The organism is Megasphaera massiliensis (assembly GCF_000455225.1).
GTDB lineage: Bacteria > Bacillota > Negativicutes > Veillonellales > Megasphaeraceae > Megasphaera > Megasphaera massiliensis.
Genome location: NZ_HF954537.1, coordinates 822,124 through 839,296, shown reverse-complemented (window position 1 = coordinate 839,296; position 17,173 = coordinate 822,124). Strand labels below are relative to the sequence as shown.

The following is a 17,173-nucleotide window of genomic DNA, read 5'->3' as shown; positions in this document are numbered from 1 at the left end:
ATCAAAAAAAAGAAAAAAAACGTCGATATCGATGTCGCACCCAAACGGGTGCGTGGATTGAAACATCATCAGCATGACAGTTTATATGTCAAAAAGCGAGTCGCACCCAAACGGGTGCGTGGATTGAAACCAATTTTACGGAGCGGCCAGGACAGGACGCTTTGCGTCGCACCCAAACGGGTGCGTGGATTGAAACGCTTGTGAGGTATGCAAGAGCAGTTAAAGGCCCTGTCGCACCCAAACGGGTGCGTGGATTGAAACGATAACTGCCTTGTCCTATATGGCGCACAAGGCAGTCGCACCCAAACGGGTGCGTGGATTGAAACTCGATGCTGAAGAATATCCAGTTAATAAGGAGGGGTCGCACCCAAACGGGTGCGTGGATTGAAACCCCGAGAGCGCGTTCTCTCGGGGAACTGCCTAAGTCGCACCCAAACGGGTGCGTGGATTGAAACCCCATGAAATTCGAACGATACATGATATCGTCGAGTCGCACCCCGACGGGTGCGTGGATTGAAACGAAGACTACGGGATTCCGCAGGCGCGTCATCGCGTCGCACCCCAGCGGGTGCGTGGATTGAGGCTGTGTTTGGCCGCCTTAAAATTGGGCACAAAAAAAGAGGCTGTACGCCGTGATTTTGTTTCTCACGGGGTACAGCCTTTTTGCTATCACCTTATAAGAAGATATATTTTAATACGAAGATGACGGCTAGGACGTACATGAGGAGGGAAATTTTTTCCCGTTTGTTGGTCAAGACGTTGATGAAGACATACGAGATAATGCCGAAGGAGATACCTTCTGAAATGCTGTAGCAGAAAGGCATGGCAATGATCGTGATGTATGCCGGAATGGATTCGCTGAAGTCGTCAAAGTCGATGCCGACGACGGCGGTCAGCATGAGGAAACCGACGATGACCAAGGCCGGTGCCGTAGCAAAGGCCGGAATGGCCATGAAGAAGGGTGATAAGAAGAGGGATAAGGCGAAGAGGATGGCCACGCAGACGGCTGTTAAACCGGTGCGGCCGCCTTCACTGACGCCGGTAGCACTTTCGACGAAGGTCGTCGTCGTGCTGGTACCGAGGACGGCACCAAAGGTCGTTGCAACGGCGTCGGCTAAGAGGGCGCCTTTGATGCGGGGCAGACGGCCGTTTTCGTCGAGCATGTTAGCCTTGGACGATACGCCGATGAGGGTTCCTAAGGTGTCGAAGATGTCGACGAAGAGGAAGGCGAACATGACGACTAAGAAATCCAGGCTGAAGACGCGACTGAAGTCGAGTTGTCCGAAAATCGGGCTCAGGCTGGCCGGGGTAAAGGCAGCGGCACCTCCGGAGAGATCCGGGATGACACTGAACATTTGTAATTCCGGATTGGGGACGTAGAGGCCGGTAAGTTCGCAGATGATGGCCAGGATCCACGTGAAGAGGATGCCCCAAAGGATGTTGCCGCGGACTTTTTTGACCATCAAAACACCGGTGAACATGATACCGATCATGGCTAGGAGAACCGTGATGCCCACGGTATTGAAGGTGCCCGTAGCGGCAGACTGCTTAAAGGAGAAGAGGGCGATTTTCGTAGCCGGATTGGCGACGATAATCTGGGCATTCAAGAGGCCGATAAGGGCAATGAAGAGGCCGATACCGGCGGATACAGCCTTTTTCAGGGTCATAGGAATGGCGTTGAAAATGGCTTCGCGGACATTGGTCAGGGACAAGACGATGAAAATAATCCCTTCAACGAATACAGCTGCCAAGGCCATTTCCCAAGTGTAGCCCATCTGCAGTACGACCGTAAAGGCAAAGAAGGCGTTGAGCCCCATGCCGGGCGCCAAAGCGAAGGGATAGTTGGCAAAAACGGCCATGCACAAGGTCCCGATGAGGGAAGCCAGGGCCGTTGCCGTCAGGACGGCGCCCTTGTCCATACCGGCGGCGCTCATGATTGTCGGGTTGACGGCCAGAATGTAAGCCATAGTCATAAACGTCGTAACCCCGGCTAGGATTTCGGTGCGTACCGTCGTGCCGTTTTCACGGAGATGAAAAATACGGTCGAGAAAAGACGGTTGGTTTTCCATAACTTGTTCACACTCCTTTTTTAATACTGCCATAAATGAATATAATGAATAATGACAAGTAGATATTATGGAATATTATCATTATAGGGGCTTTAGCATATTTGGGCAATACTTTTGTCAAAAAAAGGGAGAATATGGTACAATGAGTCAGAACAATAAAATATATGATATTAACGAAATAAGGGGGTACATTATGACAGTGACGCGGAACCAGTTAAAACGGCGTATTGCCGTTGCCCGGGGCCTTGAACCGGGAGACCTTGTCATTAAAGATTGCCATATTGTAGATGTATATACACAGACCACTCGAAAGGGAGATATCGTCGTTTCTGACGGCGTCATTGCCGGCGTCGGCGGCCCTTATGAAGGGAAGAACGTCATCGATGCGAAAGGTGCCTATGCGGCACCGGGCCTCATTGAAAGCCATATCCATATCGAGTCCTGTTATGTCAGTCCTGAAGAATTCGGCCGCCTGGTCGTACCTTTCGGAACGACGACCATCGTGGCCGATCCCCATGAAATCGTCAACGTCTGTGGCCTAAAGGGCTTGGAATACATGATGAAGGCCGCTGAAAAAACAGCCCTCGATATCCATTTCATGGTGCCGTCTTGTGTGCCGGCTACGCCTTTTGACCACAGCGGTGCCACCCTTGAAGCGAAAGACATGGAAGCGCCTCTGGCAGATGACCGCATCCTCGGTGTCGGTGAATTCATGAACTGCCCGGGTATCCTTGAAGGACACGATGCCGTCCTCGATAAGCTCATTACGGCCTATGGTACGGGAAAACCCATTGACGGTCACAGTCCCGGCGTCCATGGCAAGGATCTCCAGGCCTACATTTCGGCCCGTATTTTGACGGACCATGAATGCTTCAGCAAAAGTGATGCCGAAGAACGGGTCCAGGCCGGGATGTACGTTCTCTTGCGCAACGGCTCGGCCTGCCACGACCTGCCGAAATTGGTCAAGGCCGTGACGCCGGAAAGCTTGCGGCGGTTCCTCTTGTGCTCCGATGACCTTCATCCTAAGACAATTTTTGAAAAAGGGCACCTTAACGAACACCTGCGCTTATGCGTTGCCGCCGGTCTCTCGCCGGAAGCAGCCATTACCATGGGAACCTTAAATGCTGCTGAATGCTATCATTTCGATGACCGCGGCGCCTTGGCACCGGGCAAGCGAGCTGACATCGTCCTCTTTGAAGATTTACAGGACTTCAAGGTCCGGGCGACCTTTATCGAAGGGCAGAAGGTCGCTGAAAACGGTCAGTATCTGCCTCCCTTTACGAGAGCCGATTACAGCTCGGTCGGCAGTTCGGTGACGATTGCCGGTTTCTCGGAAGAAAAACTGGTCATGCATTTAAAGAGCGACCATGTGCGGACCATCGATATCATGCCCGGCGGCGTCGTTACCGGAAAGGGCGAAGCTCAGATCCGGCGCGATGAAAAGGGCGACTTCGTCTTTGATGAAAAGGTTGATATCATCAAAGTCGCCGTCGTCGAACGCCATCACGGTACGGGTAACGTCGGACTCGGTCTGCTCCGCGGCTACGGGCTTCAGAAGGGAGCTGTTGCCGTTTCCATTGCCCACGACTCTCATAATATCATCGTTGCCGGCGCCAGCAATAAGGATATGGCGGCTGCTGTCGAAGTCTTGGAAAAACAGAAGGGCGGTATGGCCGCCGTCCTTGACGGAAAGGTATTGGCCGCCATTCCGCTGCCCATTGCCGGTCTGATGAGCGATAAGCCGGCGGCCGAAGTCGACGCCGCCCTCGATGACCTTTATGACAAGGCTCGCAGCCTCTTAGGTGTCAGTACCGATGTCGATGTCATCATGACGCTGTGCTTCATGAGCCTGCCGGTCATTCCAAAACTTAAATTACTCGATACGGGATTATTCGACGTCGAGGCCTTTGATTTTGTCCCCGTTGAACTGTCCTGAAACGGAAGAGTGTATCCTGTCTTTGAAAAAATACAACGGTATATGCTATAATAAAATAAAGTATACCTAATGTATCAGGAAGCCTAAATCAGGCTTCCTGCAAAGACGGTGCCTTTTAGTAAGGCACTTCGCATACGGGGCAGGAACCACATTCCATCATAGAAAGAAGGGACCTCGCATAAGGGAAAGCTTGTGCGAAATCCCTTTTTTTAGAGTCCTGTTGGATAAAAAGGAGAAGTGAGAATGGCAAAAGAATTGATTTATTTGGACAATGTATCCAAATCCTATGAGGGTCATCTGGTATTAGACGAGTTGAATCTTACCATTTCAGAAAATTCATTTGTCACCCTTTTAGGACCGAGCGGCTGCGGCAAGACGACGACTTTGCGGCTCCTTGCCGGTTTTGAAACACCCGATAAAGGGCGAATCCTCTTTGATGGGAAGGATATTACCCAGCTGCCGCCCAATCGGCGTCAGGTCAATACGGTGTTCCAGAATTATTCCCTTTTTTCGCATATGGATGTCGCCGAGAACATCGCTTTCGGGCCCAAGATTCACGGCAAGCCCCGCGACTACATCCGCGATAAGATCCGCTATGCCTTGAAACTCGTTAACCTCGACGGCTATGAACACGCCAACATCGTCGACCTCTCCGGCGGCCAGCAGCAGCGCGTAGCCATTGCTCGGGCCATCGTCAATGAGCCTCGGGTATTGCTTCTTGATGAACCGCTCAGTGCCTTGGACCGGAAGCTGCGCCGCAGTATGCAGCTCGAGCTCATCAAGATTAAAGAAGAGTTGGGCATTACCTTCGTCTTCGTTACCCACGATCAGGAGGAAGCACTCAGCATGTCTGACATCGTCGTCGTCATGAACCAAGGCTATATCCAGCAGATCGGCACGCCGGAAAGCATCTACAATGAACCGGAAAATGCTTTCGTTGCCGACTTCATCGGCGACAGCAACATCGTCGACGGCCTCATGGTCCACGATAAATTGGTCCGTATCGCCGACTATGATTTTGAATGCGTTGACGTCGGCTTCGGTACGAATCGTCCCGTCGACGTTCAGATTCGTCCGGAAGACATGGAAGTGCGGCCGGCCCGGGAAGGCGGCTTCAACGGCGTTGTCACTAAAGTCATCTTTGAAGGCATGAACTATAACATTACTATTCAGGCCCGGAATATCGAATGGCTGGTCAAGTCGACGAAGAATTATGAACCGGGCGACGAAGTAAGCTTGGAAGTCGATCCTTTTAATATCCAAATCATGAATAAACCGGAATCCGAAGACGAAAGGGCGATGGAAAATGATTAACTCGGCAGCGATCCGCAATCTGTTTACGTTGCCCTTCCTCATTTGGGCAATCCTGTTTATTTTCTGTCCCCTCGTGGCCATCGCCTGGTACGGCCTGACCGACAGCAGCGGGACTTTTACGTTAGCGAATATCAGCCTCATTGCTCACTGGGAATATTTAAAATCCCTGGAACTGTCCTTGCTCCTGGCCTTAGTCAGTACGGTTGTCTGTCTTCTCGTGGCCTATCCGCTGTGCCTCATTTTGACTGAAGAAAAGCGGAGTAAGAGTACCCTCTTATTTCTGTTGTTCGTCCTTCCTATGTGGATGAATTCCATGCTGACGACCATGGCTTGGCAGACGATTCTTGAAAAGAACGGTATCCTCAATCAGTTCTTGCGCCTTTTGTCCCTGCCGGACGTCGTGCTCATCAACACGCCGGCAGCGATTGTCATCGGCATGATCTATAACTTTTTACCTTATATGATTTTGCCCCTCTACGTATCTTTGAGCAAAATCAACCGCAACGTCATTGCCGCTGCCCGCGACCTTGGGGCCAGTTCCTGGCAGACCTTTACCAAGGTCATCCTGCCCTTGTCCCTGCCCGGTGCCATCAGCGGCATTACCATGGTCTTTATTCCTTCGCTGACGACGTTCTTCATCAGCGGCCTTTTAGGGGGCAATAAGGTCCTCCTCATCGGCAACATTGTCGAACAGGAATTTACAATGGCTTACGACTGGCACTTAGGGAGCGGCTTATCCCTGGTGCTGATGCTGTTCATCATCGTCAATATGGTGATGACGGCTTACTTTGACCGCAGTGAAGGGCAGGTGAAGAAATGATGGAAAAATGGAAAAAAGGCTATGTGGCCTTAGTCGTTCTCTTTCTCTATGCGCCCATCGGCGTCCTCATTGCCCAGTCCTTCAACGCCAGCCGCTATCGCGGTCACTGGACGGGGTTTACTTTGCAGTGGTACGGCGAACTCTTTGAAAATGAAGGAATCCTCGAAGCCTTGCAGAATACGATTACCATCGGCCTGACGTCGGCGGCTCTGGCGACCATCCTGGGCCTCATTACCTGCATGGCTTTGCGCGGTATGGGACGCAAGCAGCGCTCGGTCCTCCTCGGGGTAGCCAGTCTGCCCCTTTTAAATGCCGATATCGTTACCGGGATTTCACTGATGCTGCTCTTTCTCGGCATGGGTCTGCGCCTTGGTTATGGTTCCATCCTTATGGCTCATGTCGTCTTTAACCTGCCTTATGTCATCTTGTGCATCATGCCTCAGTTCCTGTCCCTCGACCGCAGCTGCTACGATGCGGCACGAGATCTTGGAGCCACGCCTTTTGTTGCCTTTCGCCGCGTCGTCCTGCCGGAGCTGCGTCCCAGTCTCTTAGCCGGATTCATGCTGGCCTTTACCATGTCTGCCGATGATTTCATCATCACCCATTTTACGAAGGGCGCCGGCATCGATACGCTGCCGACTGAAATTTACGCAGAATTGAAACTCGGCATCCATCCGGAAATGTATGCCCTGTCGACACTGGTGTTCGTCTTTGTCTTGGTCTTTGCCGTCTTGCTCACGATGAACCGCAAGCGATTGGCCTTGGGACGAGATTTATAAAAGGGAGGCCTGTCATGAAATATATTCGACTGCTCCTCATGGGACTCTTTTGTGTCTTGGCCTTATCAGGCTGCGGGTTCCTGGAAGGGGAGGAAGACGGAGACAACGTCGTCTACGTCTATAACTGGGGGGACTATGTCGACCCCGATACGATTACACAGTTTGAAGAAGAAACGGGCATCCGCGTCATCATGGATGAATTCGACACCAATGAAAGTATGTATCCGTTAGTGGCGGCAGGCGCCGAACGCTATGACGTCATTTGCCCGTCGGACTATATGATTCAAAAGATGATTCACAACGGGTTGCTGCAGCCCCTCGACTATTCGCAGCTGCCCAATGCGCGGCAGTATGTCGGAGAGCAGTTCTGGCAGCAGTCGGAGTTCTTTGATCCGGGCAACCGCTATTCCGTTCCGTACTGTTGGGGCACCGTCGGCATCGTCTATAATAAGACCATGGTCGATGACCCTGTCGACAGCTGGTCCATTTTGTGGAATGAAAAGTATAAGAACGAAATCATCATGCAGGATTCGCCCCGCGATTCCTTCATGGTCGCCTTGAAACTCCTCGGCTATTCCCTAAATACGACGGATCCGGCCCAAATTGCACAGGCCAGAGACCTGCTCATTGCGCAGAAGCCTTTGGTTCAGGCTTACGGCATCGACGATGTGAAAGATAAACTCGTCTCCGGCGAAGCGGCCATGGGTGTCGTCTTTTCCGGCGAAGCCCTGCGGATGATCTTGGCCAATCGGAATTTGGAATACGTCATTCCTAAGGAAGGAACCAACCTTTGGATTGATTCCTGGGTCATTCCTAAAAATGCGGCCCACGTCGAAAATGCCCATAAATTCATCGACTTCATGAGCCGTCCCGACATTGCTCTGAAGAACTTTGAATACCTGACCTATTCGACGCCGAATATCGCCGTTCCGGAGATGGAAGAAGATGAAGATTATAAGGATAATCCCGTCGTCTTCCCGCCAAAAGAAGCCTATGCCGGACAGGAAACGTACCGCTACTTAGGGGAACGGGAAGATAAGTATTATAACGATCAGTGGATTCAGGTAAAAGTCTGGTAGATAACGAAAAAGGACTGTCACCCGATGGGTGCAGTCCTTTTTTTGATGCCTGGATGGGATTAGATTTTTTTGCCTGTCAGCATTTCATAGGCTTCTTCGTATTTTTCAATCGTCTTGTCGATGACGTCCTGAGGCAGGAGGTAGTCGCTGTCCGGGTTGGCCTTGAGCCAGTCACGGACGAACTGTTTGTCATACGACGGCTGGCTTTGCCCTGCTTTATAGCCTTCGAGGGGCCAGAAGCGGGAGCTGTCCGGCGTAAGCATTTCGTCGCCTAAGACGATGGTGCCATTTTCATCGAGACCGAATTCGAATTTCGTATCGGCGATGATGATGCCTTTGGAGAGGGCGTATTCGGCACATTTTTTATAGAGGGCAATGGTGTAGTCGCGAATCTTTTCAGCGTATTCCATGCCCTTTCCCGGGAATACTTTGTCGATGTAAGCGGCGCCTTCTTCGAGGGAGACGTTTTCATCGTGGTCACCGAGTTCAGCCTTGGTGCTCGGCGTGAAGATCGGTTCCGGGAGTTTTTCTGATTCTGTGAGGCCTGCCGGTAATTTAATGCCGCAAACCGTACCGTTCTGCTGGTAGCTTTCCCAGCCGCTGCCGGTGATATAACCGCGGACGATGCATTCCATAGGGATCATCGTCAGTTTCTGGCATTTCATGCTGTTGCCGACGAACTGTTCCTGCTGGAAGAATTCCGGCATGTCAGCGTTGTCGACAGAGATCATGTGGTTCGGGATGATGTCGGACGTCATATCGAACCAAAATTTGGACATCTGCGTCAGGATGGCGCCCTTTTTGGTGATCTTGTTTTTCAGCATATGGTCGAAAGCGGAAATGCGGTCCGTTGCAACCATGATAATGCTGTCACCTGCGTCATAGACTTCACGTACTTTACCGGATTTAAAAGGGGTGTATTCTTTCATCTTGTCTGGCCTCCATGATTCAGAACTATTCAATTATTTTTTGAACACTAATATCATAGCATATTTTAAGGAAATAAAAAAGAAGCCCGAAGGCTCCTTTTTTATTTCGTCCCCATACGGGAAGCGGTTTATTTCAGATAATAGGTGATGTTGACTGTCTGGCTCAGGGTGTTGGTACCGGCTTCGACAGGCGTAGATTCAGCATCTTCCAGCTTGGCCGACAACATTCTTACGTTGCTGTAAGCGCGGCTGTAGGACGGGCTGTTTCCGGAAATGTTGATTTCCTTTACGGCGCCGAGTTGGGTGCCGGAGGCGGAAGCGGCTGCCTGAGCGGCACGCTGGCCATTGTGGACAGCTTCTTTAATGAGGTTGTCCTTAATCTGATCGGAATGTTCGTTGGTGAAACGAATGTTATCGATCTGGTTGGCACCGAGGCTGCCGGCTTTGCTGATGACCTGCGAAATCAGGCTGAGATCGCTGACTTTGACGGTCAGGCTGTTGGTTACCGTATAGGAGGTGACCTTAGAGCCTTTTACATCATAGTTGGGCGACATGTAGAAGCCGGTGGTTTTGAGGTTGTCTGCCGGGATGCCCATCGCTTTGATGGCGTTGGTGACGTTGTTCATGACTTGATTGTTCTTGGTACGAGCCTGCTGAGCGTCGGCATCGGTGCTGGATGTACCGATGGTAATATATGCCGTGTCAGGAGCGACTTCCTGCTGGGCATAGCCGGTGACGGTGACGACGGACGGCTGGGGGCCTTCAGCGAAAGCCTGAGGGGCAGTAACAAAGAGAGAGGATGCGAGCATAGCGGCCACGACGAGGCCTTTTAAAGACATTTTTTTCATGTAAATAACCTCCTTTGTAATGATTGTATCGATTATATCATATCTGACAGAACATATCCACTCCCAAAAGAAAATCAGGACATTTGTCTACTTAGAATGTTACAGAAGTATTGCATTTTTTGGCCGGGCATACTATAATATTTTAAGATACATAAAAGAAGCTAGGGGAGCCTTCGGGCTGAGAAAAGTGCTGGATTACACTTGACCCTTTACCTGATGCGGATAATGCCGCCGGAGGGAAGCTTTACGGGATTATAAAGCTCACCTGCGGAGGCCGCGCGGTGGGCTTTTTTTGTGGCAATCGTCATTTTCTATATAGGAGGATTTTATAATGGATTACACAACACAAATGGATGCGGCCCGCAAGGGAATCGTCACGCCGCAGATGAAGGTCGTCGCTGAAAAGGAAAAGATGGCTATTGAAAAACTGATGGCCCTCGTCGCCAGCGGCAAGGTCGCCATTCCGGCCAATAAGATGCATGAAAGCCTGTCGGCTGAAGCCGTCGGCCAGGACTGCCGCACCAAGATCAACGTCAACTTAGGCGTTTCGCCGGAACACAACAACCATGAAGAAGAACTGCAGAAGGTGCAGAACGCCATCGATATGAAGGCCGAAGCCATCATGGACTTGTCGAACTTCGGTAAGACTCGGGACTTCCGCCGCAAATTAGTCAAAATGTCGACGGCCATGATCGGGACCGTTCCCATGTATGACGCTGTCGGCATGCTCGATAAAGACCTGAAAGACATCAGCGTCGACGAATTCTTTTCTGTTGTCGAACAGCACGCCGAAGACGGCGTCGACTTCATGACCATCCACTGCGGCATGAACCGCAAGACGGCACAGCGTATCAAAGACAATCCGCGCCTGACTAACATCGTCTCCCGCGGCGGCTCGCTCCTCTTTGCCTGGATGGAAATGAATGACCAGGAAAATCCTTTCTATGAATATTACGATCGCCTCCTCGACATCTGTGAAAAATATGACGTCACCTTGAGCCTCGGCGATGCCTGTCGTCCCGGCTGTACCCACGATGCGACCGATGCCGCTCAGATCGAAGAACTCATTACCCTCGGCGAACTGACGAAACGGGCTTGGGACCACAATGTCCAGGTCATGATCGAAGGCCCGGGCCATATGGTGCTCAACGAAATCGCTGCTAACATGAAGCTTGAAAAAAGACTCTGCCACGGGGCTCCGTTCTACGTCCTCGGGCCTTTGGTTACCGATATCGCTCCGGGCTATGACCATATTACCAGTGCCATCGGCGGTGCCATTGCGGCATCGAGCGGTGCCGACTTCCTGTGCTACGTTACGCCGGCAGAACACCTGCGCCTGCCGACCGTCGAAGACGTTAAGGAAGGTATCATCGCTGCCCGCATTGCAGCTCACGCCGCCGACCTCGTCAAAGGTATTCCCGGCGCCCAGGAATGGGACGACGCTATGAGCAAGGCCCGCGTCGAAGTCGACTTTGACACCATGATTGCCCTGTCTATCGATCCGGAAAAATCCCGCCGGTATTATGAATCGAGCAAGCCCGAATGCGAAGGGACCTGCACGATGTGCGGCAAGATGTGCCCGGCTCGTACCATGAAACGCATCCTGGCCGGTGAAGACGTATCGATCCGCTAATTACATAAAATCACCCATTATAAAAGGGGCTGTCCGTGAATGACGTTCACAGACAGCCCCTTTGGCATGTATAAGTTTTTATCGCCAGACCAATAACAGGGAGGCGCCAAATTCTTTTTTAAATTGCTTGTTCAGTTGCTTCATTTCGTAATCGGCGGCGTTATATGTCGAGTCGGGCTTGGTGGATAAGATGACGACGGCGACGTTTTCGGCCATGGTGACGTCGACATCGGTGACGATTTGTTCGTACGTGAGGTCCGAGGCTTCGGCCAAGGCTAAAATGGTCGACAGCTTGCGGATCATGACCCAGTCTTCGGCCGAGGCCATGTGGTCATAGCGGTACGCCCGGAGAATTTTGCGGCTGATGCCGTGGTGGAAGCCGGCGATGAAACCGGTCAGGATCTGTTCGATTTGCGTGAGGCCGTAAAGCGGGGCTTGGGAAATCATGAAGGCCGAATGGCGGGCATGGTCGTAAAAGTTAACGATCTTGCCGACGTCGTGGAGACGGGCCGCTGTCTGCAGCAGCAGTCGTTCGCGTTCGCCGTAGCCATGGAGGGGCTGGAGCTCGTCGAAAAGCTGGGTGGCAATGCGCGTGACCTGCTCATAGTGTCCCTTGTTTAAAATAAAGCCGTTAAGGGTGCCGATAAAATTCTTGACGCTGAAGTCGAGGATGTCGTCGAAACGAGGTGACGGCAGGTTGCAGTACGACGCATAGTATTCAAAGAATAAGCCTTCGCGGAGACCGCAGCCGCTGACGACCATTTCCGAACTGCCGGTTACATCGAAGATGGCTTTGATGACGGCAGCGCCGGCGACGATGAGATCTGAGCGGTCGCTGGAAAGGCCGGGGATCTTCTTACGGTTGGCACTGGAATGGGTCGAGAGGGTTTCAAAGATGTTTTCAAAGTGTTCTAAGGGCATGATGTAATTGTGGAGTTTCGATAACTCATAATTCGTAGCCCGCTGGTCAATTTTGGCAATGTTACGTGCCGTGCCGCCGATTCCGATAATGGGCAGGTTGATATGGGGGAGCCATTCGACTTCATTCATCTTTTTGCGGATATATTTCAAGCAGGCCGCAATCGCTTCCTCGTCGGGGTTGCCCTGGGTGTTGAATTTTTCCGTCAAGGTAACGGCCCCGATGGGGAGGGAGATGGAATGAATGTTTTCGCCGTCCTGGACTAAGGTCATTTCGACGCTGGCACCGCCTAAGTCGAAGAGGAGAAAGTCCTTCATGGCAATGGTATTGATGACGCCTAAATAGCCGAGGTAGGCTTCGCGCTCACCGGTGATGATGTTCATGGTGATGCCCGTTTCGTCATTGACGCGCTTTAGAAATTCTTCGCCGTTGCTGGCATTGCGGACGGCCGCCGTGGCGACGGCACGACATTCCTTGATGCCGAGAACGGTCATAATATGTTTATAGACATGGAGACAAGTCAAAGCCCGCTGAATCCCTTCTTCACTGAGTGCGCCGGTTTGGTTCAGACCGTGTCCTAAGCGGATGGCTTCTTTTTCTTGATACAGCAGGGAATAGGACTGGTTGTCTGTGATTTGCATGACGACGAAACGTATGGAGTTGGAGCCCAAGTCGATAATGGCTAATTTTTCCATGATATACCTCATTTCTCTATATGTTTACCGGAATCGGTTATCCGTTCTATTATACTACAAATAAATTAGTAAAAAAAAGAAAAATTCCTTCACACTAACTTTTTTGTCCGCATTATGCGGATATCTGCTTTTTTTGTTTTATGGAACCCTGGTTATAACAAGGCGTTTATCCATTGGCCAATTTGAGAAAAAACTGGGATAAATACGCATTGACAGCGGATCGAATAACTTCCTTTCGGCGGAAAAGCAGACGTTTTTTTATGTCCTTGTACAGGAAACAATGAAAGATAAATGTAAAGAAAAACGATGATTTTTTACAAAAAATATACATAACCAAACTAACTTTCATGTATAATAGAAGTAGCCTCCGCGTAACTGCGAGGATATTGTTTAGAAAAGTGGGGAGAATAATGGAAAAAAAGACCCGGAATGTTTTGGGTATCATCCATCTCGGTACGGTCAATATGACGATGAAAATCATCTCTTATTCATCGCTCGACGATATGGAGATCATCGAAAACGTAGCTCAAGAAGTAAAATATGGCGAAATGGTATTTCAGAGCCGCCACGTCAGCTTTCAATCACTGAATGAAATTTGCCAGGTCTTACTGGGATTCCGACAGCTGCTTCGCGACTATGATGTAAAGGACGTTCGCGTTTTATCGACGACGGCTATCAGTGAAGCCGATAATTTGATTAATGTCCTCGACCAGATTCGTATCCGCACAGGGTTCCACGTTGAAGTAACCCACATGACCAAGGAGATTTTCTACAAGTTCTTTGGTCTTTATTATAATGTGCTGAAAGGGAAATTCAACTTTGCCGACAAGGCAGTTATGCTGCTCGACATCACATCCGGCGGCGTTGGCCTGACGGGCTGGAAGAAAGACCACCTCTTGTTCCAGCAGAATATCAACATCGGTTCTCTGCGCATCTTGGAAAACTTTACCGAAAAGCAGCGCAACGAGCTGACCTTCCCGACGGCGGTCCGCGAGTACATTTACGGCACCTTGTACCCCTTGTGGAAGGGCGTTCAGCAGTACGATATCAAGTATATCGTCCTCTCCGGCCGAGGCGGCAGCCTTATCGCACGGATCATGGGTAAGGCCAGTGACGACGGCTTGTTCCTGATTACGGCGCAGGAACTGCGTCAATTCATCTATTCTTTAAAAGGCGTTACCCCTTTTAAACTCATGAAGCGTTTCGGCTTGTCGCAGAACCTGGCCAACGTCATTATGCCGACGATTCTCTTGTACTATGAACTCCTTCGGCTGGTGGACATCGACATGCTGGTCGTCATGCCGACGACCTTTACTGAAGGCTACACGATGTACTATGTGGCTCAAAAAACGAAGCATCCTTACATAGAAAAACTACAGGCCCTGCGCCTCGATATGATGCGCCGCATGGCGAATAAATACTTGTACGATTCCATCCATTCGACACGAATCGAAGGCTACTGCAACGTTCTCTTTGAGGCCCTGTACAAATTCATCGGTCTTCGTTATGAAACGAAATACTTGTTGCAGATGGCTGCGATTTTTCATGAAACGGGTAAATTTATCAATATCCGCAAACACAATCTCTGTACGTATAACCTCATCGGAGAGACGGATATCTTCGGCTTGGCCGACGATGAAAAACAGATCCTGGCCGCCGTCTTGTATTACGCCTTCGATGGGACTTTGCAGGAGTCATCGGCCGTCTATCACGAGTTGACACCCCGTCAGAAAGTCATTACCGCAAAATTAACGGCTATTTTCCGACTGGCTGACTCTTTGGATAAGAGCCATTTAGGCAAAATCAGTGATCTTCGGGCCGAACTCGGTGAAGATGAATTGATCGTCTATTATACGGCCGATTCCGATATTTCTTTGGAACGCTGGACCTATATGAAGATGGCTGTCAACTTTTCCGAAGTCTTTGGCATTTCGACGAAATTAGTGAAAGGATAAGATAATTATGCCAGATTTTACAGATGCTCAATATTATTTAAATCGCGAATGTACGTGGATCAAATTCAACGAACGGGTTTTGCGCGAAGCTATCGTGCCGTCGAACCCTTTGTTGGAACAGCTGAATTTCATCGCCATTGCTTCTTCGAACTTGGATGAATTCTTCATGATTCGCGTCGCCGGTGTCAAACACCTCGTCGAAAGTGGTGTCAGACATATCGATATTGCCGGCATGACCCCGGCGGAACAGTTCGATGCCATCCAGTCCATGGTCCACGAACTCGTCGCCGACCAGTACCGCTATTACGATGGTATTCAGCAGAAATTACAGGATCACGGCATTCACTTTATCGGTGTCGACGAGCTCAACGAAGACCAGCATATGTGGCTCGACGAGTTCTTCGGCCGCGAAATCTATCCCGTCGTTACGCCCATGGCCGTTGACTCCAGCCATCCTTTCCCGTTCTTGTCCAGCCTGAATCTGGACTTGGCCGTCCTCCTTCGCCGCAAGCACGGGGATCCGTCGGTCAAGACGGCCATCCTGCCGGTGCCGTCGTCGGTCATTAACCGCATCATCGAAGTTCCCCAGAGCGTGTCGCCTGTGGGAGAGCAGGCCGAAGGCCATCAGTTCCTCTTTTTGGAAGACATCATCGCGGCCTATGCCGATCGGTTCTTCCTCGGTTGTGAGATCTTAGAAGTGGCTCCCTTCCGGATTACCCGTGACGCTGACCTTGCTATCGACGATGACGTAGAAGATCTGTTGGTCGAAGTAGAAAAGAGTTTGAAAAAACGCCGCAAGGGGGCAGCCGTTCGCCTCGAGCTGGCAGCTTCCTCGAGCCGCATGATCCGCGAATTCCTGCGCGACGAATTGCAGCTGGAAGAACGGGATATCTATTATATCCCGGGGCCCCTTGACTGCAAGGTATTCTTCTCCTTCGTCGGCATCGAAGGCTTCGACGGACTGCGCTATCCGCCGGTAAAACCACAGCCGTCGTCGGAACTGGCGGCCATGGGCAGTACCGATATCTGGTCGGCCATTGCCGAACGGGATATCATGGTGCACCACCCGTATGAAACCTTTGAAACGGTAGAATACTTCATCCATCAGGCCGCTATCGATCCCGACGTTTTGGCCATTAAACAGACCCTGTACCGCGTCAGCAGTCAGTCGCCGATCATCGCAGCCCTGGCTCAGGCGGCCGAGAACGGCAAGCAGGTCACGGTCCTGATGGAAGTCAAGGCTCGCTTTGACGAAGAAAACAACATTCTCATGGCCCGTAAGCTGGAAAAAGCCGGCTGCCACGTCATTTACGGTATTATGGGGCTCAAGACACACTCGAAGATCACCCTCGTCGTCCGCCGGGAAGAGGACGGTATCCGCCGCTATGTCCACCTGGCAACGGGCAACTATAACGGCAAGACGGCCCGCATCTATACTGACGTCGGTATCTTGACGTCTAATACCCTCATCGGAGTCGACGCGTCGGCTTTCTTTAACCTCTTGTCAGGCTATTCCGATCCTCCGGAATGGAATAAACTGGCTGTGGCACCGTTGAATCTGCGGGAAACCATTTATCAGGAAATCGACCAGGAAATCGCTTGGGCCAAAGCCGGGAAAAAAGCGCTCATCGTCGCTAAGATGAATTCGCTCCTCGATAAAGAAGTCATTGCTAAACTCTATGAAGCCTCGGCAGCCGGCGTCAAGATCCACCTCATCGTCCGCGGTATCTGCGTCCTTCGTCCGGGCCTCCCCGGCATCAGTGACAACATTGAAGTCCACAGCATCGTCGGCCGCTTCCTGGAACACAGCCGCTTATTCTACTTCTATAACGGCGGCAGTGAAGACGTCTTCATTTCCTCGGCTGACTGGATGCCGCGAAACCTGAATGAACGCGTCGAATTGATGACGCCTGTTGAGTTTGCACCTCATAAAGAACAGATTAAACATATCCTGAAACTCTATTTTGATGACAACGTCAAAGCCTACGCCATGAATCAAGACGGTTCGTACCGTTATCTGGCTGACGAACGAACAGGAAAAGCGGTTAATGCCCAGGATACCTGCCAGCGTGAAGCGGAAAAACTTCCGGCACACCGCAAGCGTGAAGTGCGGAAGCTGCGCAATATCGTCCTTCGCCCGCGTCCGACGGATCCGACGGAACAGGGCGACAACTAAATTGACAATGCCTGCGGCCTT

At 51.0% G+C, this 17,173-nt stretch carries 12 protein-coding genes, 1 CRISPR repeat array and 1 riboswitch; of the genes, 8 read left to right on the top strand and 4 right to left on the bottom strand.

Annotated features, from left to right (window positions below):
- Positions 1-33 precede the first annotated feature (33 nt).
- Positions 34-584: direct repeats of the CRISPR family, unit length 31 nt; unit sequence GTCGCACCCAAACGGGTGCGTGGATTGAAAC.
- Between the two features lie 90 nt (positions 585-674).
- Complete coding sequence (locus TX77_RS07295) at positions 675-2,069, bottom strand: NCS2 family permease (protein ID WP_044504108.1); 1,395 nt, start codon at positions 2,067-2,069, stop codon at positions 675-677.
- A 193-nt stretch (positions 2,070-2,262) separates the two neighbouring features.
- Between TX77_RS07295 and ade the strand changes: the two genes are divergently transcribed.
- From ade to TX77_RS07270, 5 genes are all read left to right on the top strand, one after another.
- Positions 2,263-4,005 (top strand): adenine deaminase, encoded by a 1,743-nt coding sequence (gene ade, locus TX77_RS07290; protein ID WP_044504107.1) that lies wholly within the window; start codon positions 2,263-2,265, stop codon positions 4,003-4,005.
- Positions 4,006-4,248: 243 nt separating this feature from the next.
- Complete coding sequence (locus tag TX77_RS07285; RefSeq protein ID WP_044504106.1) at positions 4,249-5,319, top strand: ABC transporter ATP-binding protein; 1,071 nt, start codon at positions 4,249-4,251, stop codon at positions 5,317-5,319.
- A complete protein-coding gene (locus TX77_RS07280) occupies positions 5,312-6,139 on the top strand; it encodes an ABC transporter permease (RefSeq protein ID WP_044504105.1) in 828 nt (275 codons plus the stop codon). Before TX77_RS07285 ends, TX77_RS07280 begins: the two co-directional genes overlap by 8 nt.
- Positions 6,139-6,918, top strand: a complete 780-nt coding sequence (locus TX77_RS07275; RefSeq protein WP_044504104.1) for an ABC transporter permease — start codon at positions 6,139-6,141, stop codon at positions 6,916-6,918. The genes TX77_RS07280 and TX77_RS07275 overlap by 1 nt, the downstream gene beginning before the upstream one ends.
- Positions 6,919-6,932: 14 nt before the next feature.
- Positions 6,933-7,997: an ABC transporter substrate-binding protein gene (locus TX77_RS07270; protein ID WP_044504103.1), complete on the top strand. Its 1,065-nt coding sequence runs from the start codon at positions 6,933-6,935 to the stop codon at positions 7,995-7,997.
- Positions 7,998-8,056: 59 nt separating this feature from the next.
- On the opposite strand, the gene TX77_RS07265 is transcribed toward TX77_RS07270, so the two are convergent.
- Both TX77_RS07265 and TX77_RS07260 read right to left on the bottom strand, forming a co-directional pair.
- Positions 8,057-8,926: a phosphoribosylaminoimidazolesuccinocarboxamide synthase gene (locus TX77_RS07265; RefSeq protein ID WP_044504102.1), complete on the bottom strand. Its 870-nt coding sequence runs from the start codon at positions 8,924-8,926 to the stop codon at positions 8,057-8,059.
- 128 nt (positions 8,927-9,054) lie between these two features.
- Entirely contained in the window at positions 9,055-9,774 is a 720-nt protein-coding gene (locus TX77_RS07260) for an SIMPL domain-containing protein (RefSeq protein WP_044504101.1), read from the bottom strand.
- Between the two features lie 153 nt (positions 9,775-9,927).
- A riboswitch (TPP riboswitch) is annotated at positions 9,928-10,031 on the top strand.
- A 74-nt stretch (positions 10,032-10,105) separates the two neighbouring features.
- Here TX77_RS07260 and thiC point away from each other — a divergent pair.
- Positions 10,106-11,407, top strand: coding sequence for a phosphomethylpyrimidine synthase ThiC (gene thiC / locus TX77_RS07255; protein ID WP_044504100.1), 1,302 nt, complete (start codon positions 10,106-10,108; stop codon positions 11,405-11,407).
- A 78-nt stretch (positions 11,408-11,485) separates the two neighbouring features.
- On the opposite strand, the gene ppx is transcribed toward thiC, so the two are convergent.
- Positions 11,486-13,021, bottom strand: coding sequence for an exopolyphosphatase (gene ppx / locus TX77_RS07250; protein WP_044504099.1), 1,536 nt, complete (start codon positions 13,019-13,021; stop codon positions 11,486-11,488).
- A 410-nt stretch (positions 13,022-13,431) separates the two neighbouring features.
- Between ppx and TX77_RS07245 the strand changes: the two genes are divergently transcribed.
- On the top strand, positions 13,432-14,976 hold the full coding sequence (locus tag TX77_RS07245) for a Ppx/GppA phosphatase family protein (protein ID WP_044504098.1): 1,545 nt from the start codon (positions 13,432-13,434) through the stop codon (positions 14,974-14,976).
- Positions 14,977-14,983: 7 nt separating this feature from the next.
- Positions 14,984-17,152, top strand: a complete 2,169-nt coding sequence (gene ppk1 / locus TX77_RS07240; protein WP_044504097.1) for a polyphosphate kinase 1 — start codon at positions 14,984-14,986, stop codon at positions 17,150-17,152.
- Positions 17,153-17,173: the final 21 nt, after the last annotated feature.